The sequence below is a fragment of the Rhodopila sp. genome (assembly GCF_035548095.1).
In the GTDB taxonomy this organism is placed as follows: domain Bacteria; phylum Pseudomonadota; class Alphaproteobacteria; order Acetobacterales; family Acetobacteraceae; genus Rhodopila.
On the sequence record NZ_DASZUV010000028.1, the window covers coordinates 176402 to 200967 of the forward strand.

Consider the following 24566-nt stretch of genomic DNA (forward strand, 5'->3'; position numbering starts at 1 on the left):
CCTGTCATGGTCCATTCATTGTGTCATCACAATCATTCACCGTCCGGCCGTCCTTCCCCGGGCGATCGTGCCCCGCGGCGGTCACAGGCGGGGATCGCACCCTGGCGCCTGATCACGGTACCAGAACGGCCGCGCCCTCGATCTGTCCGTTGCGCAGCCGGTCCAGCGCGGTGTTCGCCTGATCGAGCGGGAATGTCTCTGTCGTGGTGCGGACCGGCACCTGTGTCGCCACCGCCAGGAATTCGTCACCATCCTGGCGGGTCAGGTTGGCCACGGAGCGTATGACCCGTTCCTCCCACAGGATGCGATAGGGAAACGTCGGAATGTCGCTCATGTGGATGCCGGCGCAGACAATGGTCGCACCCTTGGCGGAGGCGCGCAGGGAAGCCGGCACCAGCGCACCGACCGGGGCGAACAGGATCGCGGCATCCAGCCGATCCGGCGGCATCTCATCCGATCCACCGGCCCAGACGGCCCCCAGTCCGCGCGCGAAATCCTGGCCGGCGGTATCCCCGGTCCTGGTGAAGGCGTAAACCTTCTGGCCGCGAAACCGCGCCACCTGCGCGGCGATATGGGCGGCGGCGCCGAAGCCGTACAGGCCCAGGCGCTCCGCATCCCCCGCCATGCGCAGGGCGCGATAGCCGATCAGTCCGGCACACAGCAGCGGCGCCGCCTGGACATCGCCGAATCCCGGCGGAATCGGAAAGCAGTAGCGCTCATCGGCAACCGTATACTCGGCATAGCCGCCATCGATCTGATAACCGGTGAAGCGTGCGCGGTCGCACAAATTCTCCCGTCCCGACTGGCAAAAGGCGCAGGCGCCGCACGTCCAGCCCAGCCAGGGGACACCGACCCGGTCGCCGATCCGGATGCCGGTGACGCCGTCGCCCAGCGCCGTGACCGTGCCGACGATCTCATGGCCCGGGATCAGCGGCAGCTTCGGTTCGGTCAGGTCACGATCCACCACATGCAGGTCGGTGCGGCAGACGCCGCAGGCATGGACGCGGATCTGCACCTGATGCGAGGAAGGCTGAGGCAGCGCCTTGTCGGGGTCCAGGCGCAGCCTCGCCTCGTGACCATCGAAGACCATGGCTCGCATGTCGTCGCTCCATCAACACCACAGCAATGCCGGGCGCCAGGGTAGCGGCATCCGCGCCCCGGCGCACCTTGCGTGTGCCGGCCAGGGCCTTCCGGTCAGCGGGGCGGGCGACCGACATACAAGCCTACGACGCGTGCCAGGATGATCGCCGGATAGAGCTGGCCCAGCAGGCCCTCCAGATTGGCCAGGCTGCGCGCCAGCGGGTGCACCGGCGCGATGTCGCCGTAGCCCACCGTCGTCAGCGTCGCCATGCTGAAATACATCAGATCGCCGGATGCCTTCTTCACGCCGAAATCGGCCGGCATGCCGGTGAAGGATCCCGGCCAGAGCTCCCAGATCAGCCGGTAGAACGCGGTGAACAGCAGGGCGATGTTCAGATACAGCACCACGGCGCCGACGATCCGATGCCGATCGATCGGGCCTGGGGAGAACACCAGGCGGATCACCACCCAGCTGAGGCCGGCGATCGCCAGCACCGACCCCAGGGCATTCACCCAGAAGGTGGAGACGGTCACGTGCGGCAGTCGCACCAGGACGATGGAAGCGCCGTCGAAGGCCAACGCCGCCAGGACCGCGATCGCCGGTCCCAGACTGGGTGCGGCCAGGATGACGATGGCCACGATCGTCACGAATAAGGTTGCCGAAACGGTCGTGGAGATCGGCAGCCCGAATTCCAGCATCGGGCCGACGGCAAAAATGAGGAAAACCTGAACCGCCAGCAGCGCGGTCAGTGACCAGCTGCGGAAGCGCGCCCGGGCCGCGGACAGATGTTTATGCGGTCCGCGATGTGTCAGGCCATTTCCCCCTGCATGCCGTGTGCATGCCGTCCCCGCACTGTCCCGGCACGATCACCTTGAAGAATGTTACCCTATCTGATCGCCGGTTGCGCGGACACGCTCCGATCGCCACCGGCGGGACGGGCGGCCTGCCACCGCGCCCCGCCGGCAACCGGCATCAGTTCATGATCGACAGTTCGACGCGACGGTTCTTCGCGCGGCCAGCCGCGGTCTTGTTCGACGCGACCGGATCCTTCTCACCGAAGCCCTTCGCCTCCACGAGGTCGGCGTTCGCACCCTGCGAGACGATGAAATCGCGTACCGCTTCGGCGCGCTTCTGCGACAGGATCTCATTGGAGGTCACGCCCTGGGCGGCCAGCGCCGGCGAGATCGGCACATTGTCGGTGTAGCCGGCCACCAGCAGATGGTGCTGCATGGTCGGCGCCAGCTTCTTGGCAAAGCCGGCGATGATCTGCTTGCCGCGGTCGCTCATGGTCCAGCTGCCCGAGGCGAACAGCAGGTCGCTGTTGACCGTGTACTTGATGGCGCCCTGCAGGCGCGCCACCGCGGCGTTCGCCGAATCGAGCTGCTGCGTCAGCGAGGCGTTCTGCTGCTGCAACTGGCCGTACTGCGCCTGCAGATCGTCAAACTTGCTTTTGGACACGCAGCCGGTGAGCCCGAGCGCGGACACCATCAGGACGGCGGTGAGCCGGCCCTTCGCGACATTGAACATAGGTTGGTCCCATTCATGAAAACGTCGATCCGTGCCGGCCGGCACGGGTTGCTTTTCAGCGGAACGACGCGTGGAGCTAGATTCCGTGCCGTGTCAATACGGGTGGGTTTCATCTCTGATATGCGACGTCTTTTCAGGCGGCATATTTTTGGCTTGCCTGCTTGAGATTCGGTGCAGGCCGCGGCTGTGTGATATTCCTGTCATGTACCAAAAGGTGACAGATCGCCATTCATCACGACCTGGTCGGTGCCGTTAACGAATCCTTTGCTGATTTCGCATAGACATGCATTCCAAGTCGGGTACGGGTCCCGCGGCGCGTCGCTGGACCCGTGATTTTGAGGAGAGACCAGAATGAACCGACTCTCGATCGCCTGCTGCGCCATCCTCGGCGTGATTTTAGCCGGTTGCGTCTCGGCACAGAAATATGACGCCCTGGAAAACGACTATAACCAGCTCAGCCAGCAATTATCCGGGGAGATTGCTTCGGATCAGGTGCGCATCACCCGTTTGCAGGGGGCGATCAAGGTGGCGGTGAACAGCGAATTGCTGTTCCCCTCGGGCGGGTGGGAGATGCCGCAGCAGGCACAGAAGCTGATCGCGCGCATCGCCCCGATCCTGGTGCCCATCCAGCAGACGCAGCTGCTGATCAATGGCTACACCGACAATGTCCCGATCGGGCCGGAGCTCAAGGCTCGGGGTATCAGGAACAATGAGGAACTGTCACTGAAGCGCGCGCAGGCGGTGGCCGACTTCCTGATCGCCCAGGGCGTGAAGTCGAATCTGGTCTATGTGAAAGGGTTCGGCGACGCGAATCCCGTTGCTTCCAACGACACCCCGGCCGGCCGGGCAAAGAACCGCCGGGTGGAAATCACCCTGAACGGACCAGGAAACTAGGGCCTTGCCCCGGAAGCGCGATCCGCATCCTCCGACCGCCGGATCCTCTGACCGCCGGATCCTCTGACCGCCGGTCGGGGCGATCGCGCTTGGGCAATGCCCCGCCAGCGCACCCGCCCGCACCGAGGCTTCCCATGAGACACACCGTTCTGCTCGCCGCCTGTGTCGGCTTTGTCTGCGGCGTCGGGGTCGCCAAATCCGAAGCCTGGATGCGTTCGTATAACAGCGGCGCCGCCATCCGGATGGAGCCCGGCCAAGGGACCGTCCTGATGCCGGCGATACCGGCCGGCCTGCCGGGCGACAGCCAGCAGGGCCGATACCAGCGCGACCTTCAACCGGAACCCCTTGACCCGCGCCATGGCGGCGCTCGTGATCCCGGGACCACCGCGGCGCCCGCGATACAGGCGCGGGAGATAGGGGCGCGGGAGATAGGGGCGCGGGAGATGGGGGCGCGGGAGATGGAGGGGGGCGGCCCGGCCGTCGTCGCGCAGGGGCAAGGGGCCCCATCCGGTTACGGCGGGTATTATCCCGCCACGCCGACGCATCCCGACGCTGCCGCCAGGGGATTCGGTCACGGCGGTTACGGCCAGCCATCGCCACCACGGGGCGATGGCATTGGCTGCCCCGGATGTGGCGGCGGATGGAACCCGGCCGCGGCCGCGGCGGCTGGTGCCGCGGTCGGCGCAGCCACCGGCGTCATGATCGGCGGAGCCGCGGGTGCCGTGGCCCCTTCGCCGGCCTATGCGCCGCCACCGCCCGCACCGGCGCCGCCGATCCATGCCGCGGTGCCCAGCGGCTGCAGCTACGACATTCTGGCCAACCGCTATACGTGTGCCGGCGGGCTGACGCTGGCGCCGGTCTACGGTCCGAACGGCATATCCTATCAGGTCGTGCCAGGCCCCTGACCCGCCGCGCCGCCAGCCGGTTGCCGGCCCAGGCATCCATGGCGCTTGATCATGACAGGGCCAGGCCGGAGGTATTGTTTCGGATATAATACGCCGGTTTCCTTTGATTCCGACCGTTCCGTCCCGCCACGGCGGGCGGACGCCCGACACCCATGCCTTTGCCGAAAAGGCACGGTACGGACCGGGACTTTCGGCGGAAGGCCGCGGCGGCGGGGCCGCATCCGGCGTGACGAGCGGCCGGTGATGAAGCAGGATTCCGCGCCGCCTGTTAGTGCACGCGCCCGGTTTGACAAGGCACGGCAACGCAGGCTTAACCGCGTCGGCCGCTCTCCGTCCTCCGACAGGTGGCTCAGCCACCCGGGCGGCCAGGCCGGCGGAAGGATCGACAGATGTCTGAGACACATGCGGCAGTGACACCGGCAGCCGACGGAACGCTGCCCCCGGAGCGCAGCCGGAAGCTGAAATCCGAATTCGGCCGCTGGCTCCTGCAGGCCCTGCCATTCCTCGTGCTGGGCATCGGGGCCCTGGTCGGCATGGCCTGGACCACAGCAACCGGCCAGCCGAGGCGCGAATATTGGATGTTCTATACGCCGCTGGCGATGGTGATCTGCATCGTCGAGGGGTACCGCAGCGCAAGGACGATGAAGGACTGGGGAATCCTGGTCCTGACACAAGTCCTGCAATGGGGCGCCGTCGGGATCGCCATGTACATCCTGATGGTCACCGCCGTCCGCGGGATGATGAACGAAGATTCGGTCGGCCTGACCTTGTTGACGCTGATCGCCCTTGGCGTCTTCCTGTCTGGCCTGCATGAACGTGTCGGCAGGCTGTGCGTCCTTGGCATTTTCCTCGCGGCGGCCGTGCCGGTGATCGCCTGGATGGAGTCCGCCGTCCTGCTGATGAGCGGCGTTTTCCTGCTGCTATGCGTGCTCGGCTTCGCGATATGGTATTTTACCCGGCGCTAGCGCGATCACGCCGCCCCTTTTCACGCCGCGGCGGCCAGGATCATGCGCGATGCCTTCTCCCCGATCATGATCGACGGCGCGTTGGTGTTGCCGGATGTCAGCGTCGGCATGATGGAAGCATCCGCCACGCGCAGTCCCTGAATGCCGCGCACGCGCAACTGCTCATCCACCACCGCCATCGGATCCTGCCCCATCTTGCAGGTGCCGACCGGGTGATAGGTCGTCTCGGCATTGTTGCGGACCCAGTCCAGCAGCTCATCGTCGGAGTCGATGTTCACGCCGGGTGCGAGTTCATCGGTGGCGATCCCCTGCATGGCCGGCGCGGTCATGATCTTGCGGGCGATGCGCATGCTGCCCACCGTCACGTCACGGTCCAACTGCGCCGACAGGAAGTTGAACTTCACCGCCGGCGGCTGGTTCGGCGACGCCGAGGTGATGTGGATGCAGCCGGTACTTTCCGACCGCAGGATATTGGTGATGACGGTGACGCCGGACTCCTTGGCCAGCTTGTAATTGTATGTCGAGAGGAAGGGAATCCAGGAGATCGCCGCATCCGCGGCCTCCAGCCCTGGCCGCGTGCGCACATACGCCCTGATTGGCGAAGCCGGCAGTTGCAGCAGCCCCTTCTTGTTGAACTGGTAGTTCAGCGCCTGCCAGACCAGCCCCAGACCCCGCGCCTTGGCATTGTATGTCATGTTGAGCCGCCGTGGCACCGCCCATTTCAGCCGGGGCGAGTAATGGTCCCGCAGATTCTCCCCCACCCCCTTTAGCGCGTGCTTCACCTCGATCCCGATCGCCTGCAGCACGTCGGGATTGCCGATGCCGGACAGCTCCAGAAGCTGCGGCGAGTTGATCGAGCCAGCGCTGACGATCACCTCGCGGCCGGCCCGCGCCTCCTTCTCCTCACCGTCCACCGTATAGCGGACGCCCACGCAGCGCGTGCCTTCCAGCAGCAGGCGCTGGGTCAGCGCGTTCGCCTGGATGGTCAGGTTCGGCCGGCCGCGCGCGGGATCGAGGTAGCAGACGGCGGTGCTCATGCGACGGCCACCGCGGATGGTCGTCTGCGTCATGGCGATGCCATCCTGCCTGGCACCGTTGTAGTCCCGATTGTATTCGATGCCGACCTGGCCAGCCGCCTTGATCAGCGCGTCATACAGCGGACCGGTCTCATTGTTCTCGGTCACATGCAGCAGACCGTTCCGGCCGCGATACTCCGCGTCGCCGTCACCCTGATAGCTTTCCATGTCGCGGAAGATCGGCAGCACCTCACGATAGCTCCAGCCGCGGTTCCCCAGCTGTGCCCAGGTGTCGTAGTCCTGCGACTGGCCGCGCACGAACACCATGCCGTTGATGGATGAGGAACCGCCGAGCAGCTTGCCGCGCGGGATCGGAATCCGGCGCTGGCCGGTGCCGGCCTCGGGCTCCGAGGAATACAGCCAGTTCGCTTCCGGATTGTCGATCAGCTTGGCGAAACCGATGGGGATGGGGGACCAGCGATGGGTCTCGCGCCCGGCTTCCAGCACCAGCACCTTGAAATTGGGATTCGCGCTCAGCCGGTTCGCCAGCACCGAACCCGCCGAGCCGGCCCCGACAATGACGTAGTCATAGGTCTGGCTTTCCATGGTGTCCCCCGCTGTTGATTTCGCCGCGTTGATCAAGTGGTAGCAGCGGAACCACGCGTGTCAAAGGGACCGGCCGGTCCGGGGTCGGGGGCTATTCCCAAGGAAGAATAGCGCAATCGGACCGGGACGGCGCCGGAACCGGGTCGATACCGGCACCTTCCCCCACCCCTTCGCGGAAGGGCGCGACCTGGGCTTCAGACTCGCCTGACATTCAGCGGCAGCACGATGCCACGCCTGATATCCGTCAAATCCTTCCGGTAGCCGGTGGCGGACAGATATTGCCCGAGTGGAATATACGGGACGTCGACGAAGAACTGCCGCTGGATGTCCGCCGCGATCGTTTTCTGCGCCGCCATGTCGGGCGCGTCGAACCACGCTTCCCGCAGCTCTTCCAGCCGCGGCGCGGTGGGCCAGCCGAACCAGGCGTCCTTGCCGTTGCCGCGCAGCAGGACGTTGCCGGCGGGCGTCATGAACTCGGCACCGCTGAACAATGCGATCAGCACGCTCCAGCCGCCCTGGTTCAGTGGCGATGTGTTGGCTCTTCGTTGCAGCAGCGTACCCCAGTCCGAGGTCGCATCGGTCGTCGCGAAGCCAAGCTGGCGCAGCATGTCGATGCCGACCGTCATCAACGCATCCTGGTTCGGCACATTGGTCGCGTGCAGGGCGACGATGGGGGCGCCGAAATGACCCGACGCGCGCAACGCCGAGCGCGCCGCGTCCAGATCGCGCGGAGAGGTCAGTGCGTCCATGCCGACATTCGAGGCCAGCGGCGTGTCCGCCGGAAAGACCCCGACCCCTTCGCGCCACATGCTGGGGTCGGTTCCGGCCACCGCGGTCATGAAATCGGATTGCTGCACCGCCTTCAGCAACGCCCGCCGCGCGGCGGGATCGTCAAATGGCGGCAGAAGATGGTTGAACCGAAGCGAGGCATACAGACCCAGTTGTTCCGGCTCATCCAGCACCACCTGCGACGACCGGGCAAGCAATGGACGCAGATCGGGCGTCACCGTCTCCCACCAGTCGATCTCCCCCGATTGCAGCGCGGCGGCGGCGGTCGCCGCGTCGGTGATGATCTGCCATTCCTGGCGCCTGAAGCCGGCGAGCTTGGGGCCGGCCATCAGGCTGGGCTTGCCCACCGGGGTCGGGCTGTAGCGGTCGAACCGTTCATAGACCAGTTGCGCACCCGAGACATGCTCGCCGGCGACGAAGCGGTACGGCCCCGATCCGACGACTTCGGTGAACGGCTTGGTGGGATCGATGGCAGCGAAACGTTCCGGATAGATGAAGCAGGGATAGGACCAGGGCTTGGCCAGCGCGTCCAGCATCGGGCCGAAGGGACGTGTCAGCCGGATCTCGAAGCGCCGATCATCCAGGACCTTGATGTCCTGCAGGCGCTGCGCCAGCACCTGTCCATGCGAATCCCGCGGCAGCCATCGCCGGATCGATGCGACCGCATCCTGCGCCCGGACCTTTTCGCCGTCATGGAACAGCAGTCCGTCACGCAGGGTGAAGGTCCAATGCTTGCCGCCATCCTCGACCACATGGCCTTCCGCCAGCTGTGGCGACGGGGCGAAGGCTTCATCCAGTCCGTACAGCGTATCCCAGCACATATGGCCGTGATTGCGCGTCGTATAAGCCGTGGTCGCCAGCGGATCCAGGATGGTCACATCCGCTTGCGGAATGAACCGCAACGTGTCGGCGGACGCCGCGGCGCGGGCCAGGAAGGGCCGGCCGAGCGCCAGGGCGGCGGAACCGGCCAGCAGGTGACGACGAGTTGGGGTCATGATGTCTCCCGACGGATATCGGCGCCGGCCCAATCCTCCATGAACCGGGCCACGGTACTCAGGTCCTGCGCGCCGGCGCCCTGAGAGGCGGCGAAGCGCCAGACCCGCGCGGCCTGCTCCAGGGTCCACATCGGCACGTCCAGCGCGGTCGCCTCGGCCAGGCCGAGCCGGACATCCTTGTCCAGGACCGTGATCGCGGCGCCGAAGGCGAACCGGCCGGAGATGATCTCTTCCAAGACCCGCTCCGTCGCCATGCTGCGGCCGGTGCCGGCATTGACCATCGCCAGCATGGTATCGGCGTCGAGCCCGGCCTTGGCGCCCATGGCGAAGCCTTCGATGGCAGCGATCAGGTTGGCGGCGAACAGCAGGTTGTTCACCAGCTTCATCACCTGCGCCTGGCCGGGACGGTCGCCGATGACGAACACGCTCTTGCCGATGCGCAATTGCCAGGGTTTCAGCGCCGCGACGGCGTCCGGCGCACCGGCGGCCAGCATCGCCAGGGTGCCGGCGCGGGCGCCCGGCGGGCCGCCGCTGATCGGCGCGTCGACGAAGCCGATATTGCGTGCGTCCATCATCGCCGCGATCCGCTCCATGGTCTCGCGGCCAATGGTGGACATATCGGCGTAAAGCCGCACGGCGCCGCCGCCGGCGACCTCGGCGGCCACGGCCTCACTGATCTTGCCGCTGGGCAGGCAGGCGAAGACGATCTCGGCCTCGGCCGCCACGGCCGCGGGCGAGGAGCAGGCGACGGCGCCCTGTTGTGCGAATGGCAGCATCGCCTCGGGGCGCGGATCGTAAACATACAAGCGCACGTCCGGCGCCAGCAGCCGCTCGGCCATCGGCGCGCCCATCTGTCCCAGTCCCAGAAAGCCGATCGTGGTCACGTTTGACATGGTATGGACGGGCTCCGGTTGTGTGGAGGCGGAATCCTGGCTTGCTCCGGACGGCGCTGGCAAGCCGCCTTGTCGACCAGGCCCAGTCGTCTCAGCCGTGCCGGCGCCCCCGTGCCGTCCGCGGTCAGGCCGACGCGCCGGCCACCACGCGGTCGCGCCGCACCGTCACGCGGTTGCCCGGCCGCTATGCGACGGCTTCGGCGGCCGTGACCAGCACAAAATCGGCGGCACAGCCGACGGCGGTGCCGTGCTCCGCCAAGCCGAGGGCCTTGGCCCATGGGAGCGGATATGGGTGACGCCATGGGAGACGGCGAGCCTGGCGTGACACTCCGACGGCTGTCTCGGGTGGTTTCCCCGACAGACCCTCCTACACGTCCAGATTCGCCACCTTCAGCGCATTGCCGACGATGAACTCCCGCCGTGGCTCCACCACGTCGCCCATCAATGTGCTGAACACCTGGGCGGCGTCCTCGGAATCGCCGACCTTCACCTGCAACAAGGTGCGCACCGCCGGATCCAGCGTGGTCTGCCAGAGCTGATCGGGGTTCATCTCTCCCAGCCCCTTGAACCGCTGGATCGACAGGCCGCGGCGCCCGTGGCCGATCATCGCATCGAATGCGGTCGCCGGACCAGCCACCGATACTTCCCTGGCGTCCAGCTTCAGCGTCGCCGGCTCCCCAAACCGCTCCGCCAACCCTTGGGCGCGATCGGCCAGCCAGCGCGCCTCGGCGCTGCGCAGGGCGGCGGGATCAAGGAAATAGCGCTCCGCCACACCGCGCACCGTGCGCGACAGCGACAGGCCGTTATCGGCCGCCACCACCCAGCCCTGCTCTGTCGGCAGCGACACCGTGTTCAACCGGCGGGCGAATTCGGGGGCGTTGGCGGTGGCGCGGCCGGCATCGGCGGTCAGCACACCGGCGATCGCCGCCTGCTCCAGCAGCGCCACCGGGATCACCGAGGACAGGCGCTTCAGGTTCAGCGTCGCCTCCCGCAGCAGCGGAATCTCGGCCTGCAGCTCGTCCTTCTCCAGCACGCGGCCGCTGGCATAGGTCAGCCGCGCATCGGCCAGCGCCTTGTCCAGCAGAAATGCCTCCAGCGCCGCGTCATCCTTCAGGTAGCGTTCGTCGTTGCCGCGCTTGGCGCGATACAGCGGCGGCTGGGCGATATACAGGTGCCCGCGCTCGATCAGCTCCCGCATCTGGCGGAAGAAGAAGGTCAGCAGCAGGGTGCGGATGTGGGAGCCGTCGACATCCGCATCCGTCATGATGACGATGCGATGGTAGCGCAGCTTGCTGACGTCGAACCCGCCCTGCTCCACCGGGCCCTGGCCGATGCCCGTGCCCAGCGCGGTGATCAGCGTGCCGATTTCCTGGCTGGACAGCATGCGGTCGAACCGCGCCCGCTCCACGTTCAGGATCTTGCCTTTCAACGGCAGGATCGCCTGGAATTTCCGGTCGCGTCCCTGCTTGGCGGACCCGCCGGCGCTATCACCCTCGACGATGAAGATCTCGCATTTCGCGGGATCGCGTTCCTGGCAGTCCGCCAGCTTGCCCGGCAGGGTGGAGACATCCAGCACGCCCTTGCGGCGGGTCAGCTCCCGCGCCTTGCGGGCGGCCTCCCGCGCCGCCGCGGCATCCATCACCTTCTGGATGATGCCCTTGGCTTCCTTGGGGTGCATCTCGAACCAATGCGCCACGGCATCGGCGACCGCCGCCTGGACCACCGGCTGCACCTCGGACGACACCAGCTTGTCCTTGGTCTGCGAGGAAAATTTCGGATCCGGCACCTTCACCGACAGGACGGCGGTCATGCCTTCGCGCATGTCGTCGCCGACCAGCTGCAACTGGTCCTTCTTGCCCATGCCCTCGGCGTATTTCGTCACCACGCGGGTCAGCGCGGCGCGGAACCCGGCCAGATGCGTGCCGCCGTCGCGCTGCGGGATGTTGTTGGTGAAGCACAGCATCGTCTCATGGAAGCTGTCGTTCCAGGACAGGGCGAATTCCACCTTGATGCCCTGCGTCTCATCCGCCGTCCGCAGGCTGATCGGTGGTGTGAAGACCGGGTTCTTCGACCGGTCCAGCCATTCCACGAAGGCGACGAGGCCGCCCTCGTAGTGCATCACCGCCTCCACCGCCGGCGCGTGGCGTTCGTCGCGCAGCACGATGGTCATGCCGGAATTCAGGAAAGCCAGCTCCCGCAGCCGCCGCTCCAGCAAAGTGAAATCGAAATCCGTCTTCGTGAACGTCGCCGGGCTGGGCTTGAACGTCACCTCGGTGCCGCTGGGCCGGTTGGAAGCGCCGAGCACGGCCAATGGCGCCTCGGCTTCGCCGTGGCGGAAGCGGATCATGTGCTCCTGCCCTTGGCGCCAGACGCGTACCTCCATCCATTCGGACAGCGCGTTCACCACCGCCGCGCCGACACCGTGCAGGCCGCCGGACACCTTGTAGGAATTCTGGTTGAACTTGCCGCCCGCGTGCAGCCTGGTCAGCACGACCTCGGCGGCGGAAATGCCTTCCTCGGGGTGGATGTCGGTCGGGATGCCGCGCCCGTCGTCACGCACGGTCACGCTGCCATCGCCGTTCAGGATCAGCTCGACGCGCTTGGCATAGCCCGCCTGGACCTCATCAACGGCGTTGTCGATGATCTCGAAGGCCATATGATGCAGGCCGGAGCCGTCATCGGTGTCGCCGATATACATGCCCGGCCGGCGACGGACGGCGTCCAGGCCCTTCAGGACCGAAATCGACGCGGCATCATAGGCTTCCGGATCGGACTCAGGCGGCGGAACGGCGTTATCGGACATGCCGGGATGCGACTCCAAATTGTCGAGTGGATACTCTAGATATATAGCGCCTACAGCGCCCGAGGGACAGGGACTTCGCCGCGAAAACGCGTGTCCCGGTGTAACGCCCCATCGCCTGTCGCATAGGCATCCGCCTGACCCGCCAGCGGCAGGAAGATGTCGGCATCGGTTCCGGTGACCACGGTTTGGGCAGGTGACACCGCCAGCGCCTCCCATAGCGCCTGGCGCCGGCCCGTATCCAGGTGGACGGCCGGTTCATCCAGCAGCAGCAGCGGCGGCGCGCCGCGGGCGGCGGCGATCAGGCCGGCATGCGACAGGACGACCCCGATCAGCAATGCCTTCTGCTGGCCGGTGCTGGCCAGGCCGGCGGCCAGCCCGGTCGCCGCATCGGTCAGACGCATGTCGGTGCGGTGCGCCCCCAACGCCGCGGCGCCGGCCCCGGCATCCCGGCCACGGCCGGATTCCAGTTCCGCCCGCAGCCAGTCCTCCACCGCCAGCGCCGGCTCCCGCGCCAGCCGCTCGGCGATCGGGCAGTCCAGGGCGATATGAGCCCGTGGGAAGCCGAACGTCGCCTGGTCGTTCAGCCGGTTGACCAGCGCCATCCTGGCGGCGGTGGCGGCAACGGCATGGCGGGCGATGGCGTCCTCCACCGCCGCCAGCCAGGCGCGGTCACGGCGGCCTTCGGCCAGCAGCCGGTTGCGGTTCGCCACCGCGGTGTCATGCGCCGCCATCTCCCGTGCATGGCCCGGCTCCATCGCCCAGACCAGCCGGTCCAGGAAGCGGCGCCGGCCCGACAGGCCCTCCTGGAACAACCGGTCCATGCGCGGCGTCAGCCAGACGGCGGACAGGCGCCGCGCGACCTCCGCCTGGCTGCGCGGCGTGGCGCCGTCCAAGCGGAAGACACGGCGATCATCGGTGCCGCCGGGCGGCGTCCCGGTGCCGATTTCAGTGTCTCCATCCGGCATCGCCAGCCGGGCGGCGACGGCCCAGGCGCCGCTGCCGCCCTGGCGCGGCAGATCGGCATGACGCGCGCCGCGCAGGCCGCGGCCGGGCACCAGCAGCGACAGCGCCTCCAGCAGGTTCGTCTTGCCGCTGCCGTTCGGGCCGTACAGCACGCTGACGCGCGCCTCCGGCCGCCAGGTCAGCGCGGCGTAGTTGCGGAAGTCGGTCAGCACGAGTCGGGTCAGGCGGGGCACGGGTTGAACATGGCGATCCAGCGCCGTCCGGGGAAGACGAAGCGGACGGTCCGGGCTGGGGAAGATGGCGAACAATTCGCGTGCAGTCCCTGCGCTTCCTCACTACGGTGCAGGCGGGTCGCCGCCAGGGCACCCGATCCATGTCGATAAGGTAACGTGGCCGGCAATGCACCGGCGGCGGCAGGGAGGCTTCATATATGACAAAACCACGTGCAATCGCGCGGCGATCGGTATTGGCCGGAAGCGCCGGGCTTCTGATGGCACCCGCCATCACCGGCCGGGCCGCCGCCGCCACGCGCGGCGTCACCGATTCCGAGATCGTCATCGGCACCATGACCGATCTGTCCGGCGTCACGGCCGTGCAGGGCGTCAACAACGCCAATGCCATGCGCATGGCATTCGATGAAATCAACGCACGCGGCGGCATCCATGGCCGAAAGATCAGATGGATCGTCGAGGACAACGAATACATCGTCCCCAAGGCGGTGCAGGCGATGAACAAGCTGCTGAACCGGGACAACATCTTCTTTGCACTCGGCAACGGCGGCACGCCGCACAATGAGGCGGTGATGCCGGCGATGTTCGAGAAGAACGTGCCGAACGTGTTCCCGCTAACCTGCGCGCGGTCGATGTATGAGCCCCTCAACCGGCTGAAATTCGGCCAGTTCTCCTCGTACTATGACCAGATGCGCGCGGCGGTGAAGTTCTTCGTCACCCAGCGCGGCAAGAAGACGATTGGCTCGATGTACCAGGACACCGACTTCGGCAAGGACGTGCACGCCGGCGCGGTGGCGCAGCTCGACGCGATGGGCATGAAGCTGGCCGGCTTCACCGCGCACCGGCCGACCGATACCGATTTCAATGCCGCGCTCGCCAGGCTGCACGATGCCGGCTGCGACATGATCTGCATGGGCACCATCGTCAAGGATTCCACGCTGATCCTGCAGACCGCGCGCAAGATGGGCTGGAACGTTGATTTCTGCGGCCAGTTCGCCAGCTACTCGACGGCGGTGGCCGAGGCGCCGGGCGGGGCGACGGAGGGATTCTATTCGATGGCGCCGGCGCTGTACCGCTATCCTGATTTCCCCGACCCGAAGGTGCAGGCGTTCACCAAGGCATTCCGGAACCGCTACGGTATCGACGTGAACTATCTCGGCGAAGCCGGGTACACCGCCGTCGCCTTCATCGCCGTGGCGCTGGACAAGGCCGGCCCCGACCTGACGCTGGACAGCTTCATCAAGGGCATGGAAAGCATGAAGGACTGGCGTGACATTTTCGGCGGTCCGCCACTGTCGCTCAGCGCCACGAATCACCACGCCTCCAACCAGTCCTTCCTGTCGGTGGTGAAGGGCGGGCGCTGGGTGCCGGTGATCGACGCGCCGCTGAGCTTCTGATATCGCCGCCCCATCTTTCAGCGATGGGGCGCGGGCGATAGGCTCCGCCCGCGATCAGTCGATCGCAATCAGTCGCCGGCGATCAGTCGCCCGCGATCAGTCGATCGCAATCAGTCGAAGGAAACCGACCCGTGGCCGCCACGATCTATCACAATCCCAGCTGCGGCACGTCGCGGAACGTGCTGGCCATGCTCCGCGACGCCGGGGAGGAACCGGAGATCATCGAATATCTGAAGACGCCGCCATCCAGGGCGACCCTGCAGGATCTGCTGAGGCGCGCGGGGTTGAAGCCGAGCGAGGCGGTCAGGCGGAAACAGCCCCAGTTCGCGGAACTGGGGCTGGACAAGCCGGGGGTGACCGAAGACCGGATCCTGGACGCGATGGTTTCGACACCGATCCTGATCGAGCGGCCGATCGTCGTCACCGGAAAGGGTGTGCGGCTGTGCCGGCCGAAGGAGAAGGTTCAGGAGATTCTGTAGCCGCCCAGAGATTCTGTAGCCCCAGATTCCGTGGCCGCCCAACCCGGCCTGACATCCCGCAACCCTTGCGTGCGGTCCCGATCCGTGCGGGGATCGTGCGCTGACAAGACGCAAAGGGAGGCGGACATGGCGGAGGTGGCGGTCTCACCGCGCATGCGGCGCATGCAATGGATCGCGATCGCGCTGGCCACGGGGGCCATCGCGCTGAACTACATCGACCGCTCGACCCTGGCGATCGGCAACCTGCCCATCCGGCAGGAGTTCGGGCTGAACGCCACCGCCATCGGCGCGCTGCAATCCTTCTGGTCCATTACCTACGCCATCTGCCAGGTGCCGATCGGCTTCGCGCTGGACCGGCTGGGGCCGCGCTACCTGATCGGTTTCGCGCTGGTCCTGTGGTCGGCGGCGCAGGCCGCGGGCGGCCTTGCCGCCACCTATACGCAGCTGATGTGGGCGCGCATCGCGCTGGGCGCGACCGAGTCGCCGGCTTTTCCGGGCGCCGTGCGCATCACCTCCGACTGGTTCCACGTCAAGGACCGCGGCAAGCCGACCGGCTTCTACAACTCGGGCGGCAGCATCGGCCCGGCCATCGCGCCGCCGCTGCTGACCTTCCTGATGCTGAGCTTCGGCTGGCGCGTGATGTTCATCGCCATGGGCGCCGCCGGACTGTTGGCCGCCGTGGCGTGGTTCAAGCTGTACCGCGATCCGGCGAAGACGGAGCTGGAACCGCGGGACGAGGCCTATCTGCGCGCCAACCGGGAGGCCGAGGCACCGGTCGAACTGCGCAACTGGGGCCGTTTGTTCCGCTTCCGGCCGATGTGGGGCCTGATGCTGGCGGCGTTTTGCGGCGGCTATGCGGTGTGGATGTACCAGACCTGGCTGCCGGCTTATCTGGAAATGCAGCAGCATATCAGCATCGCGAAGACCGGCTTCCTGGCCATGATCCCGCTGTGCTTCTCGGTGCTGGGCGCGCTGGCCGGCGGCTGGTTCACCGACCGCCTCGCGCGCTCCGACATGGACCTGATCGCCAGCAGGCGGCTGCCCTCGATCCTGGGGCTGCTGTTGTCCGGGCTGTGCACGATCGTGGCGACCCAGGCCGGCAACGCGACAGAGGCGGTGATCTGCATCTCCGCGGCGATGTTCTTCCTGTCCGCCGGCATTGCCGGGAAATGGACGCTGATCACCGCCGTGGCGCCGCAATCCTATTGCACATCGGTCGCCAGCATCCAGAATTTCGGCGGCTACCTGGGCGGGACGGCATCCCCGCTGATCACCGGCATGGTGGTGGACATGACCGGCTCCTTCGTCGCCGCCCTGGCGATCGGGGCCGGCATGACGATCCTGGGCGCGATGATCCTGCAGCTTGGCGTGCGATCGCCGATCGCGTCGGAGGAGCTGGACCGGACCGGGACGCCGCGAGCGGCCAGCGCGGCGGCCGGAAGTTGACCGGACCGGAAGTTGACGGGACCGGAAGTTGACGGGACCGGAAGTTGACGGGACCGGGAAGATGGGGGCCGCCGATCGCGGCCTACCGCGTGGCGACGATGAACAGCCGGGGAAAGGGCAGCAGCACGGACCCGTCCGGCAATGTCGGGTATTCGCGGGCGATGCCGGTCCGGTACTCGGCCAGGTAGTCGTCGGTCTCCGCCGGGTCGAGCGGAGCGAGGAACGGCCGCAATCCGCTGCCCTTGAACCATTCGATCACCGCGTCCGCCCCACCCGGCAGGACGTGGTGGTAGACGGTCAGCCAGACATCCACGCGTCCGGCGTGCGGCTTCAGCAAGCGATAGTACCAGTCCGCCCCGCGGCGCGGCGTGCGTGATCCGGCCGCGCCGGCCAGCTTGGCGGCAAAGCGGGGCAACGCCGCAACCTCCCGCATCAGGCGATGCGCCGGCTCCTCCAGATTGTCGGGCATCTGCACCGCCAGGCTGCCGCCGGGCGCCAACCGGTCCAGCAGGGCCGGCATCAGCGCCTCGTGATCGGGTACCCACTGCAGCACGGCGTTGGACAGGATCACGTCATAGGTTTCCGCCGGCGCCCAGCTTTGCAGGTCCACCAGGTCAAACCGCATGTCCGGCATCCGCTTGCGCGCGGCGGCGATCATGTCGGCGGAGTTGTCGAGGCCGGTGATGGCTGCCCCCGGATAGCGCGCGGCCAGAACCTCGGTCGAATTGCCGGGGCCGCAGCCCAGGTCGATCGCGCGCCTGACATCGGTATTGGGAACCGCGGCCAGCAGATCGCGCACCGGGCGCGTGCGCTCGGCCTCGAAGTTCACATATTGGGCGGCGGACCAGCTCATGACGGACGTCTCTCCCGCGCTGTTCAGACGGCACCCGCGGACCGCAGCCCGGCGCGCTCGGCCTCGTCGTAGCCCAGTTCGGTCAGGATGTCGTCGGTGTGCTCGCCCAGCGCTGGCGCCGTGCGACGGATGGCGCAGGGCGTGTCGGAGAATTTCACCGGAAACCCCAGCATGCGGACGCCGCCGATCCCCGGATGCGGAACCTCCATCACCATCTCCTGCGCCAGGATCTGCGGGTCCTGGAACACCGCGGGGATGTCCAGCACCGGCCCGCAGGGGACGCCGGCGGCGTTCAGCGCCTCGACCCAATGGGCGGTCGTGTTGGTCGCCAGCTTGCCGCCGACGATGGCGTTGATCTGTGCGCGGTGGGCGACGCGGGCGGTCTGGGTGGCATAATTCGGATCGGTCTTCAGCCCGGGCTCCCCCAGCGCGTCGGCCAGCCGGCCGAAGAACGCGTCATCCGGCGGAGCCAGCGCGATCTGCCCGTCGCGGGTGGCGAACAGCCCGTAGGGCGCGGCGATCGGATGGTCATTGCCGGCACGCGGCGGGACCTGGCCGGTGGCGAAATAATTGGTCGCGATATAGGCCAGCAGGCTGACCAGCCCGTTGGTCAGGCTGACCTCGGTCCGTTGCCCGCGCCCGGTCAACCGCGCCCGCGGCACCGCCGCGGCGATCGACAGGGCCGCGTAAAGTCCGGCGATCAGGTCGCTGATCGGCAGGCCGGAGCGCAGCGGCGGGTCGTCGGGACCGCCATTCACGCTCATGAAGCCGCTCATGGCCTGGGCGATGAAGTCGAAGGCCGGACGGTCGCGATACGGCCCGGAGGAGCCGAACCCGTTGATCGAGGTGATCACGAGGCGTGGCTGCAATGCGTGCAGGCGAGCGTCCGAAAACCCCATCCGCTCCAGTACGCCCGGCCGGAAATTCTCCACCAGCGCATCGGAGCGGGTGACCAGCCGAGCGAGGATATCCTTTGCCTGGGGCTTGCGGAGGTCGAGCACGATGGAGCGCTTGTTGCGGTTGAACTGGGCGAAATAGCCCGAAAACCCGTCGATGACGGCGCCCTGGCGGCGGACCGAATCGCCCTCCGGCGCCTCCACCTTGATCACGTCGGCCCCCATGTCGCCCAGCAGCGCGGTGCAGAACGGGCCGGAGAGCACGCGCGTGAGGTCGAGGATGCGGACTCCGGTCAAAGGCATGGCTGGCGTTTCCCTGATGGTCGGGCGCCAGTTTCCCATTACCGGGGGCAAACCGCCAGATTGCGGCGATTTAATCCGGATCAGCATCGTTTGCCACGATTCCGCCGCCGCCCCAGCGCGCTGGCGTCATAATCGGGGTCTCTTCTTCCGCCATCCGGAAGGAGCTCGAACCCCCTTCCGGCCGAGAAAGGATGATGATGATGAAGCGTCTTCTGACAGTGACCGCGGGCGGCCTGTTCGCGGCGATGGCGGTCCTGCCGATCGCGGCCTTCGCGGCCGACGTCGGCACCGCGCCGGCCGCCGACACGAAAGCCCCGGCGGCGGTGACCGCGCCCACGGATGCCAAGACCCCGGATGCCAGGACCCCGGATGTCGGGACCGACGCCCACGCGGCCGCCAAGACCACCGCGCCGGCGCATGAGACGAAGACCGAGGGCAAGCACCACAAGGTCGAGGCGAAGGCCGGCAAGCATGAGGGCGCCGGACACGAAGGCACGGCGAAAGCGCCGGCCGGCCAGTCGAGCGTTCAGCCGAAGCAGGTGGAACCCGGCAAATCGTGATGCGTTGCCGCCTTGTCGCCCGGCTCTCCTCCTCCTGAGCCGGGTGATCGAGGTCACCGGGCCGGTGGTACCCTCCCCAGCCAGGCCGGCACCGGTGATGTCAGGGCCCGCCTCTCAACCGGCGGGCCCTGCTTCACACCAGTCCGGCACCGGCCGGATGGAGTCTCCGGCTATTCCGCCGCGGCCTCCAGCGCCGGGCGCTCCTGCAGCATCTCCAGGGCCGCCTCGGTTTCGGGGGACAGCCGGGTGATGGCGATATCGGTGTAGGGGTTGACCAGATGCTCCGCCTCGATGCGCTTGCGCACGCGGTTGACCTGCCACAGCAGCCTGCCCAGGCGCAGCAGCTTGGCGAAGGTGTTCGACCAGTGCCACAGGTAGAACAGCGGCGGGACGGCGTGCACGACGCTGGCGGGCGATCCCGGCCGACGGCTGCGGCGGATTCGGCGGCGGATATAGCCGCCCTGCAATGGGTGGATTTTCTCGATCAGCGGCATGCCGCAGAACACCACCAGGCTCAGCATCAGGCGCTTCACCGGCAGCCCATCCGCCACGGCGCGGCGCAGCAGGGTCTCCATGTGGTCCAGGCTGTAATACTGGGTCCAGGCCTGCTGATAGACCCCCTCCCATTCGGCCTCGCTCATGCGCGCATGCGCGGTGCAGACATGTTCCAGGTCGTACTGGTTCATATCCGTGTTCATGGGCACGTTGCCGCGGGTCAGCTTCTGATGATCCTCCGACCCCGGCAGCGGCGTCAGGATGAAGAACTCCAGGCAATCGACCGGCAGTTCGCGCTTCAACGTCTCGATATCGTGCCTGATCGATTCGACCGTGTCCTCGGGGAAGCCCAGGATATAGCCGCAGAAGGTGATGATCCCCACGGCGCGCCAGGCCTGCAGCATTTCCCGGTATTTGCCGATCTTGTTCTGCCGCTTCTTGGCGTGCAGCAGGTTGGCGGCGTTGATCGTCTCCAGCCCGATGAAGACGCGCGAACAGCCGGCGCGCTTGCACTTCTCCACGAAGCCGGGGATGCGATAGGCCTGGGCGTCGACCTGGATCAGGAAGCCGAATTGCAGGCCCTCCCGCTCCCGCATCTCGATGATGCGGTCCAGGATCTCCTCCCAGTTGCGGTTCCGGGCGAAATCGTCGTCGGTGATGAAGAACCGGGTGACGCCCTTCTCCAGGTGCGCGCGCAGCAAGGCTTCCACGTCGTCGGCGCTGCGATGGCGGGATTTGCGGCCCTGCACGTTGATGATGGTGCAGAAGCTGCACTGGAACGGGCAGCCACGGCCCGCGTCGAAGGAGCCGATGGGCGGCGAGTAGCGCCGCAGCCGCTCCGCCGGCAGAAACGGCGCGACGGCACCTTCCAGGTTCGGCAGGTCTTTCAGGTAGTTGTAGATCGGCTTCAAGGCGCCGGCCTGGGCATCCCGCAACAGGTCGGCGATGCGGTCCTCGGCTTCACCGGCGAACAGGGTGATGCCCAGATCCAGCGCCTCCCTCAGATCGGCGGGCAGCGTCGGCAGCATCGACAGGCAGCCGCTGACATGGAAGCCGCCGATCATCACGTCGATGCCCTGGGCCCGGAACACGCGGCCCAGGTCCAGCGCGCGGGGGAACTGGTTGCTCTGCACGCCCACCAGAAAGACGATGCCCGCCCCGGCCTTCCGAATCCGCGCGACCACCCGCCGCTCGGAGATCACCGTGTTGCACTCGTCCCAGCCATCAAAGGTGATCGTCACGTCCTCACCCAGCGGCCTGGTTTCGGCGGCGGCCTGGACGATGGCGTAGAGGCTGGCCAGCGAATTGGACGGGATCGAGGCCTTCCACCACTGAATGACATAGCCGTCGTCATCGTAATGAGACGGCTTGATCATCTCGACGTGGAAGGTTCGGGCCACGATCGGTCCTTCAGGAAATACGTATACAACGGCACTTCCCTAGATTGTGAGCTGCATCAAGTCCACGCCTATTCGGCGGCGGTTCACATGCCACCGTCCATTTTGGTCGGAGCCGTGTCTCCGGCTCCGCACCCGTACGCGTGGCTGCTTCCTTACAAAGCCGTTATCGTTGACCCAACGGCCCCTGGGTCCTATCTGACGAGGGTCTTACGCCGCCGAACCCGGCTTACGCGCCCCTGGACCCGCCCGAATCGCGACCTTCGGCATTCGGGGCGGGGTCTGCGCCGCTGAGGTTTCCCGCTGGAAGGTCTGTATGCTCGCCGCCATCGCCCGTGCCATTTTCGGCTCCGCCAACGACCGCTCATTGAAGACGTATCAGCGGCGGGTTGCCGGCATCAATGCCCTGGAACCCGCCATGCAGGCCCTGTCCGACCAGGCCCTGGCGGCCAGGACCCAGGAGTTCCGTGAACGGCTGGCTCAGGGGGCGACACTGGATGAGCTGCAGGCCGAGGCCTTCGCCGTGGTGCGCGAAGCCGGGCGGCGGGTCCTGAACCAAAGGCATTTCGACGTGCAGCTGGTCGGCGGCATGGTGCTGCACGACGGCAAGATCTCCGAGATGAAGACCGGCGAAGGCAAGACGCTGGTCGCCACCTTGCCGGTCTACCTGAACGCGCTGTCCGGCAAGGGCGTGCACGTGGTCACCGTCAACGACTACCTGGCCCGCCGCGACGCCGAATGGATGGGCCAGATCTACCAGTTCCTGGGCATGAGCGTCGGCGTCATCGTCCATGGCCAGGATGAGGAGACCAAGCGCGCCCAATACGCCGCCGACATCACCTATGGCACCAACAACGAGTTCGGCTTCGACTACCTGCGCGACAACATGAAGTTCCGGCTGGAGGACATGGTCCAGCGGGATTTCAACTACGCCATCGTCGACGAGGTCGATTCCATCCTGATCGATGAGGCGCGGACCCCGCTGATCATCTCCGGCCCGGCCGAGGACAGTTCGGACCTGTACCGCCATGTCGACGTGGTGGTGAAGGAACTGGTCAGGGATCCGGAGACCTATGACAAGGATGAGAAGTTCCGCACCGTCTCATTGACCGAGGCAGGCAGCGAGAAGGTCGAGGACATGCTGCGGGAAGCCGGCGTGCTGACCGAGGGCAACCTGTACGACATCTTCAACGTGTCCCTGGTGCATCACGTGCAGCAGTCGCTGCGCGCCCACACGCTGTTCCACCGCGATGTCGACTACATCGTCCGTGACGACCAGGTGGTGCTGATCGATGAGTTCACCGGCCGCATGATGACCGGCCGCCGCTATTCCGAGGGCCTGCACCAGGCGCTGGAGGCGAAGGAGCACGTCACCGTCCAGGCCGAGAACCAGACGCTCGCCTCCATCACCTTCCAGAATTATTTCCGCCTCTATCCGAAGCTGGCCGGCATGACCGGCACGGCGATGACCGAAGCCGACGAATTCGCCGAGATCTACAAGCTGGACGTGGTGGAGATCCCGACCAACGTCGCCGTCCAGCGCAAGGATGAGGACGATGAGGTCTACCGGACGGCGCAGGAGAAATATGAGGCGGTCGCCACCCTGATCGACGAGGCCCGGTCCAAGGGCCAGCCGGTGCTGGTCGGCACCACCTCCATCGAGAAGAGCGAGGTGATCAGCAAGCTGCTGAAGCACAAGAAAGTGCCGCACGCGGTGCTGAACGCCCGGTTCCATGAGCAGGAGGCCGAGATCGTCGCCGATGCGGGCGCCCCCGGCGCGGTGACCATCGCCACCAACATGGCCGGCCGCGGCACCGACATCAAACTGGGCGGCAACCTGGAGATGCGCCTGCGCAAGGAGCTGGCGAACATCCACGACGAAAGCGACCGCGCGGTGCGCGAGGCTGAAATCCGCGATGAGCTGGCCGTCGCCCACCAGAAGGTGAAGGAGGCCGGCGGCCTGCTGGTGATCGGCACCGAGCGGCACGAAAGCCGCCGCATCGACAACCAGCTTCGCGGCCGGTCGGGCCGCCAGGGCGACCCGGGCCGGTCCCGCTTCTTCTTGTCGCTGGAAGACGACCTGATGCGCATCTTCGGCTCCGACCGGATGGGCGGGCTGCTGCAGAAGCTGGGGCTGAAGGAGGGCGAGGCGATCGTCCATCCGTGGATCAACAAGGCCCTGGAAAAGGCGCAGAAGAAGGTCGAGGCGCGCAATTTCGACACCCGCAAGAACGTGCTGAAATACGACGACGTGATGAACGCCCAGCGCAAGGAGGTCTATGCCCAGCGCAAGGAGTTCATGCGGGCCAACGACGTGTCGGAGATGGTCGACGACATGCGCCACGACGTGGTCGCCACCATGGTCGCCGCGCGCGTGCCGGAAAAGGCGTTCGCGGAGCAGTGGGCGCTGGGCGACCTTGCCGCCGATGTGCAGCGCGTGTTCGGCCTGAACCTGCCGGTGGAGGACTGGGGCCGCGAGGAAGGCATCGACGAGGTTCATCTGCGGGAGCGGATCGGCAAGGCGGTGGATGAGATGATGGCGGCGAAGGCGGCCAACATGGGTCCCGACCTGATGCGCTTCATCGAGAAGTCGCTGCTGATCCAGACGCTGGACGCCGTGTGGAAGGAGCACCTGTACGCGCTGGACCACCTGCGCCAGGGCATCGGCCTGCGCGCCTATGGCCAGCGCGACCCGCTGAACGAGTACAAGGCCGAGGCCTTCGCCCTGTTCAACGCCATGCTGGACGAGCTGAAGGAGCGCGTGACCTCCCTGCTGTCACGGGTCGAGCTGGCGCCGGAGCAGCCGCAGCTGTTCAACCCCGAACCGATCACCACGCGGATCATGGTGGAAAGCCATCCCGAACCGGCCTCGGCGCTGGGATCGGACCTGTCGCCGGTCCCGATGCCCGAGGATGACGGCGGCATGGTCGCCACCCTGCCGGTCCGTACCCCCGCGGTCGATCCCAACGACGAGTCGACCTGGGCGGCAACCCCGCGTAACGCCGCCTGCCCCTGCGGGTCGGGGAAGAAATACAAGCACTGTCACGGCCGGCTCACCTAAGCCCAGCGCGCC

The 24566-nt window shown here is 66.8% G+C and carries 19 protein-coding genes; 8 read left to right on the forward strand and 11 right to left on the reverse strand.

The window, feature by feature from the left end:
- Positions 1 to 112: 112 nt before the first annotated feature.
- The 3 genes from VHC04_RS20110 to VHC04_RS20120 all read right to left on the reverse strand — a co-directional run bounded on the left by VHC04_RS20110 (position 113) and on the right by VHC04_RS20120 (position 2653).
- Positions 113 to 1090: a zinc-dependent alcohol dehydrogenase family protein gene (locus VHC04_RS20110; RefSeq protein ID WP_325684627.1), complete on the reverse strand. Its 978-nt coding sequence runs from the start codon at positions 1088 to 1090 to the stop codon at positions 113 to 115.
- A gap of 104 nt (positions 1091 to 1194) precedes the next feature.
- Entirely contained in the window at positions 1195 to 1728 is a 534-nt protein-coding gene (locus tag VHC04_RS20115) for a potassium channel family protein (protein WP_325684517.1), read from the reverse strand.
- Positions 1729 to 2053: 325 nt separating this feature from the next.
- Entirely contained in the window at positions 2054 to 2653 is a 600-nt protein-coding gene (locus VHC04_RS20120; protein ID WP_325684518.1) for an OmpA family protein, read from the reverse strand.
- 306 nt (positions 2654 to 2959) lie between these two features.
- Here VHC04_RS20120 and VHC04_RS20125 point away from each other — a divergent pair, with 306 nt between their 5' ends.
- From VHC04_RS20125 to VHC04_RS20135, 3 genes are all read left to right on the forward strand, one after another.
- On the forward strand, positions 2960 to 3502 hold the full coding sequence (locus VHC04_RS20125) for an OmpA family protein (protein WP_325684519.1): 543 nt from the start codon (positions 2960 to 2962) through the stop codon (positions 3500 to 3502).
- A 134-nt stretch (positions 3503 to 3636) separates the two neighbouring features.
- Positions 3637 to 4407 carry a hypothetical protein gene (locus tag VHC04_RS20130; RefSeq protein ID WP_325684520.1) on the forward strand — a complete coding sequence of 257 codons (771 nt, stop codon included), beginning with the start codon at positions 3637 to 3639 and terminating at the stop codon, positions 4405 to 4407.
- Positions 4408 to 4796: 389 nt separating this feature from the next.
- Positions 4797 to 5372, forward strand: a complete 576-nt coding sequence (locus VHC04_RS20135; RefSeq protein WP_325684521.1) for a hypothetical protein — start codon at positions 4797 to 4799, stop codon at positions 5370 to 5372.
- 20 nt (positions 5373 to 5392) lie between these two features.
- On the opposite strand, the gene VHC04_RS20140 is transcribed toward VHC04_RS20135, so the two are convergent.
- The 5 genes from VHC04_RS20140 to recF form a co-directional block, all read right to left on the reverse strand.
- The gene (locus VHC04_RS20140) at positions 5393 to 6994 is read right to left on the reverse strand and encodes a GMC family oxidoreductase (protein ID WP_325684522.1); all 1602 of its coding nucleotides are present in this window, start codon (positions 6992 to 6994) and stop codon (positions 5393 to 5395) included.
- A gap of 194 nt (positions 6995 to 7188) precedes the next feature.
- A complete protein-coding gene (locus tag VHC04_RS20145; RefSeq protein ID WP_325684523.1) occupies positions 7189 to 8778 on the reverse strand; it encodes an ABC transporter substrate-binding protein in 1590 nt (529 codons plus the stop codon).
- Positions 8775 to 9671, reverse strand: a complete 897-nt coding sequence (locus tag VHC04_RS20150; protein WP_325684524.1) for an NAD(P)-dependent oxidoreductase — start codon at positions 9669 to 9671, stop codon at positions 8775 to 8777. Before VHC04_RS20150 ends, VHC04_RS20145 begins: the two co-directional genes overlap by 4 nt.
- Before the next feature lie 367 nt (positions 9672 to 10038).
- Complete coding sequence (gyrB, locus tag VHC04_RS20155; RefSeq protein ID WP_325684525.1) at positions 10039 to 12474, reverse strand: DNA topoisomerase (ATP-hydrolyzing) subunit B; 2436 nt, start codon at positions 12472 to 12474, stop codon at positions 10039 to 10041.
- A 50-nt stretch (positions 12475 to 12524) separates the two neighbouring features.
- Positions 12525 to 13670: a DNA replication/repair protein RecF gene (gene recF, locus VHC04_RS20160; RefSeq protein ID WP_325684526.1), complete on the reverse strand. Its 1146-nt coding sequence runs from the start codon at positions 13668 to 13670 to the stop codon at positions 12525 to 12527.
- A 197-nt stretch (positions 13671 to 13867) separates the two neighbouring features.
- Between recF and VHC04_RS20165 the strand changes: the two genes are divergently transcribed.
- From VHC04_RS20165 to VHC04_RS20175, 3 genes are all read left to right on the forward strand, one after another.
- Complete coding sequence (locus VHC04_RS20165; RefSeq protein ID WP_325684527.1) at positions 13868 to 15064, forward strand: ABC transporter substrate-binding protein; 1197 nt, start codon at positions 13868 to 13870, stop codon at positions 15062 to 15064.
- Between the two features lie 131 nt (positions 15065 to 15195).
- Positions 15196 to 15543, forward strand: coding sequence for an arsenate reductase (glutaredoxin) (gene arsC, locus VHC04_RS20170; protein ID WP_325684528.1), 348 nt, complete (start codon positions 15196 to 15198; stop codon positions 15541 to 15543).
- 126 nt (positions 15544 to 15669) lie between these two features.
- Positions 15670 to 16989 carry an MFS transporter gene (locus tag VHC04_RS20175; protein ID WP_325684529.1) on the forward strand — a complete coding sequence of 440 codons (1320 nt, stop codon included), beginning with the start codon at positions 15670 to 15672 and terminating at the stop codon, positions 16987 to 16989.
- A gap of 82 nt (positions 16990 to 17071) precedes the next feature.
- Here VHC04_RS20175 and tam read toward each other — a convergent pair whose 3' ends face one another.
- Together tam and VHC04_RS20185 are read right to left on the reverse strand one after the other, a co-directional pair.
- On the reverse strand, positions 17072 to 17842 hold the full coding sequence (tam, locus tag VHC04_RS20180; protein ID WP_325684530.1) for a trans-aconitate 2-methyltransferase: 771 nt from the start codon (positions 17840 to 17842) through the stop codon (positions 17072 to 17074).
- Between the two features lie 23 nt (positions 17843 to 17865).
- On the reverse strand, positions 17866 to 19041 hold the full coding sequence (locus tag VHC04_RS20185; RefSeq protein ID WP_325684531.1) for a CaiB/BaiF CoA transferase family protein: 1176 nt from the start codon (positions 19039 to 19041) through the stop codon (positions 17866 to 17868).
- A gap of 200 nt (positions 19042 to 19241) precedes the next feature.
- Here VHC04_RS20185 and VHC04_RS20190 point away from each other — a divergent pair, with 200 nt between their 5' ends.
- The gene (locus VHC04_RS20190; RefSeq protein WP_325684532.1) at positions 19242 to 19601 is read left to right on the forward strand and encodes a hypothetical protein; all 360 of its coding nucleotides are present in this window, start codon (positions 19242 to 19244) and stop codon (positions 19599 to 19601) included.
- Positions 19602 to 19771: 170 nt separating this feature from the next.
- Here the strand turns inward: VHC04_RS20190 and VHC04_RS20195 are convergent, their stop codons facing one another.
- Positions 19772 to 21496 carry a B12-binding domain-containing radical SAM protein gene (locus tag VHC04_RS20195; protein WP_325684533.1) on the reverse strand — a complete coding sequence of 575 codons (1725 nt, stop codon included), beginning with the start codon at positions 21494 to 21496 and terminating at the stop codon, positions 19772 to 19774.
- Positions 21497 to 21809: 313 nt separating this feature from the next.
- Between VHC04_RS20195 and secA the strand changes: the two genes are divergently transcribed.
- Positions 21810 to 24554 (forward strand): preprotein translocase subunit SecA, encoded by a 2745-nt coding sequence (gene secA / locus VHC04_RS20200; protein ID WP_325684534.1) that lies wholly within the window; start codon positions 21810 to 21812, stop codon positions 24552 to 24554.
- Positions 24555 to 24566 lie beyond the last annotated feature (12 nt).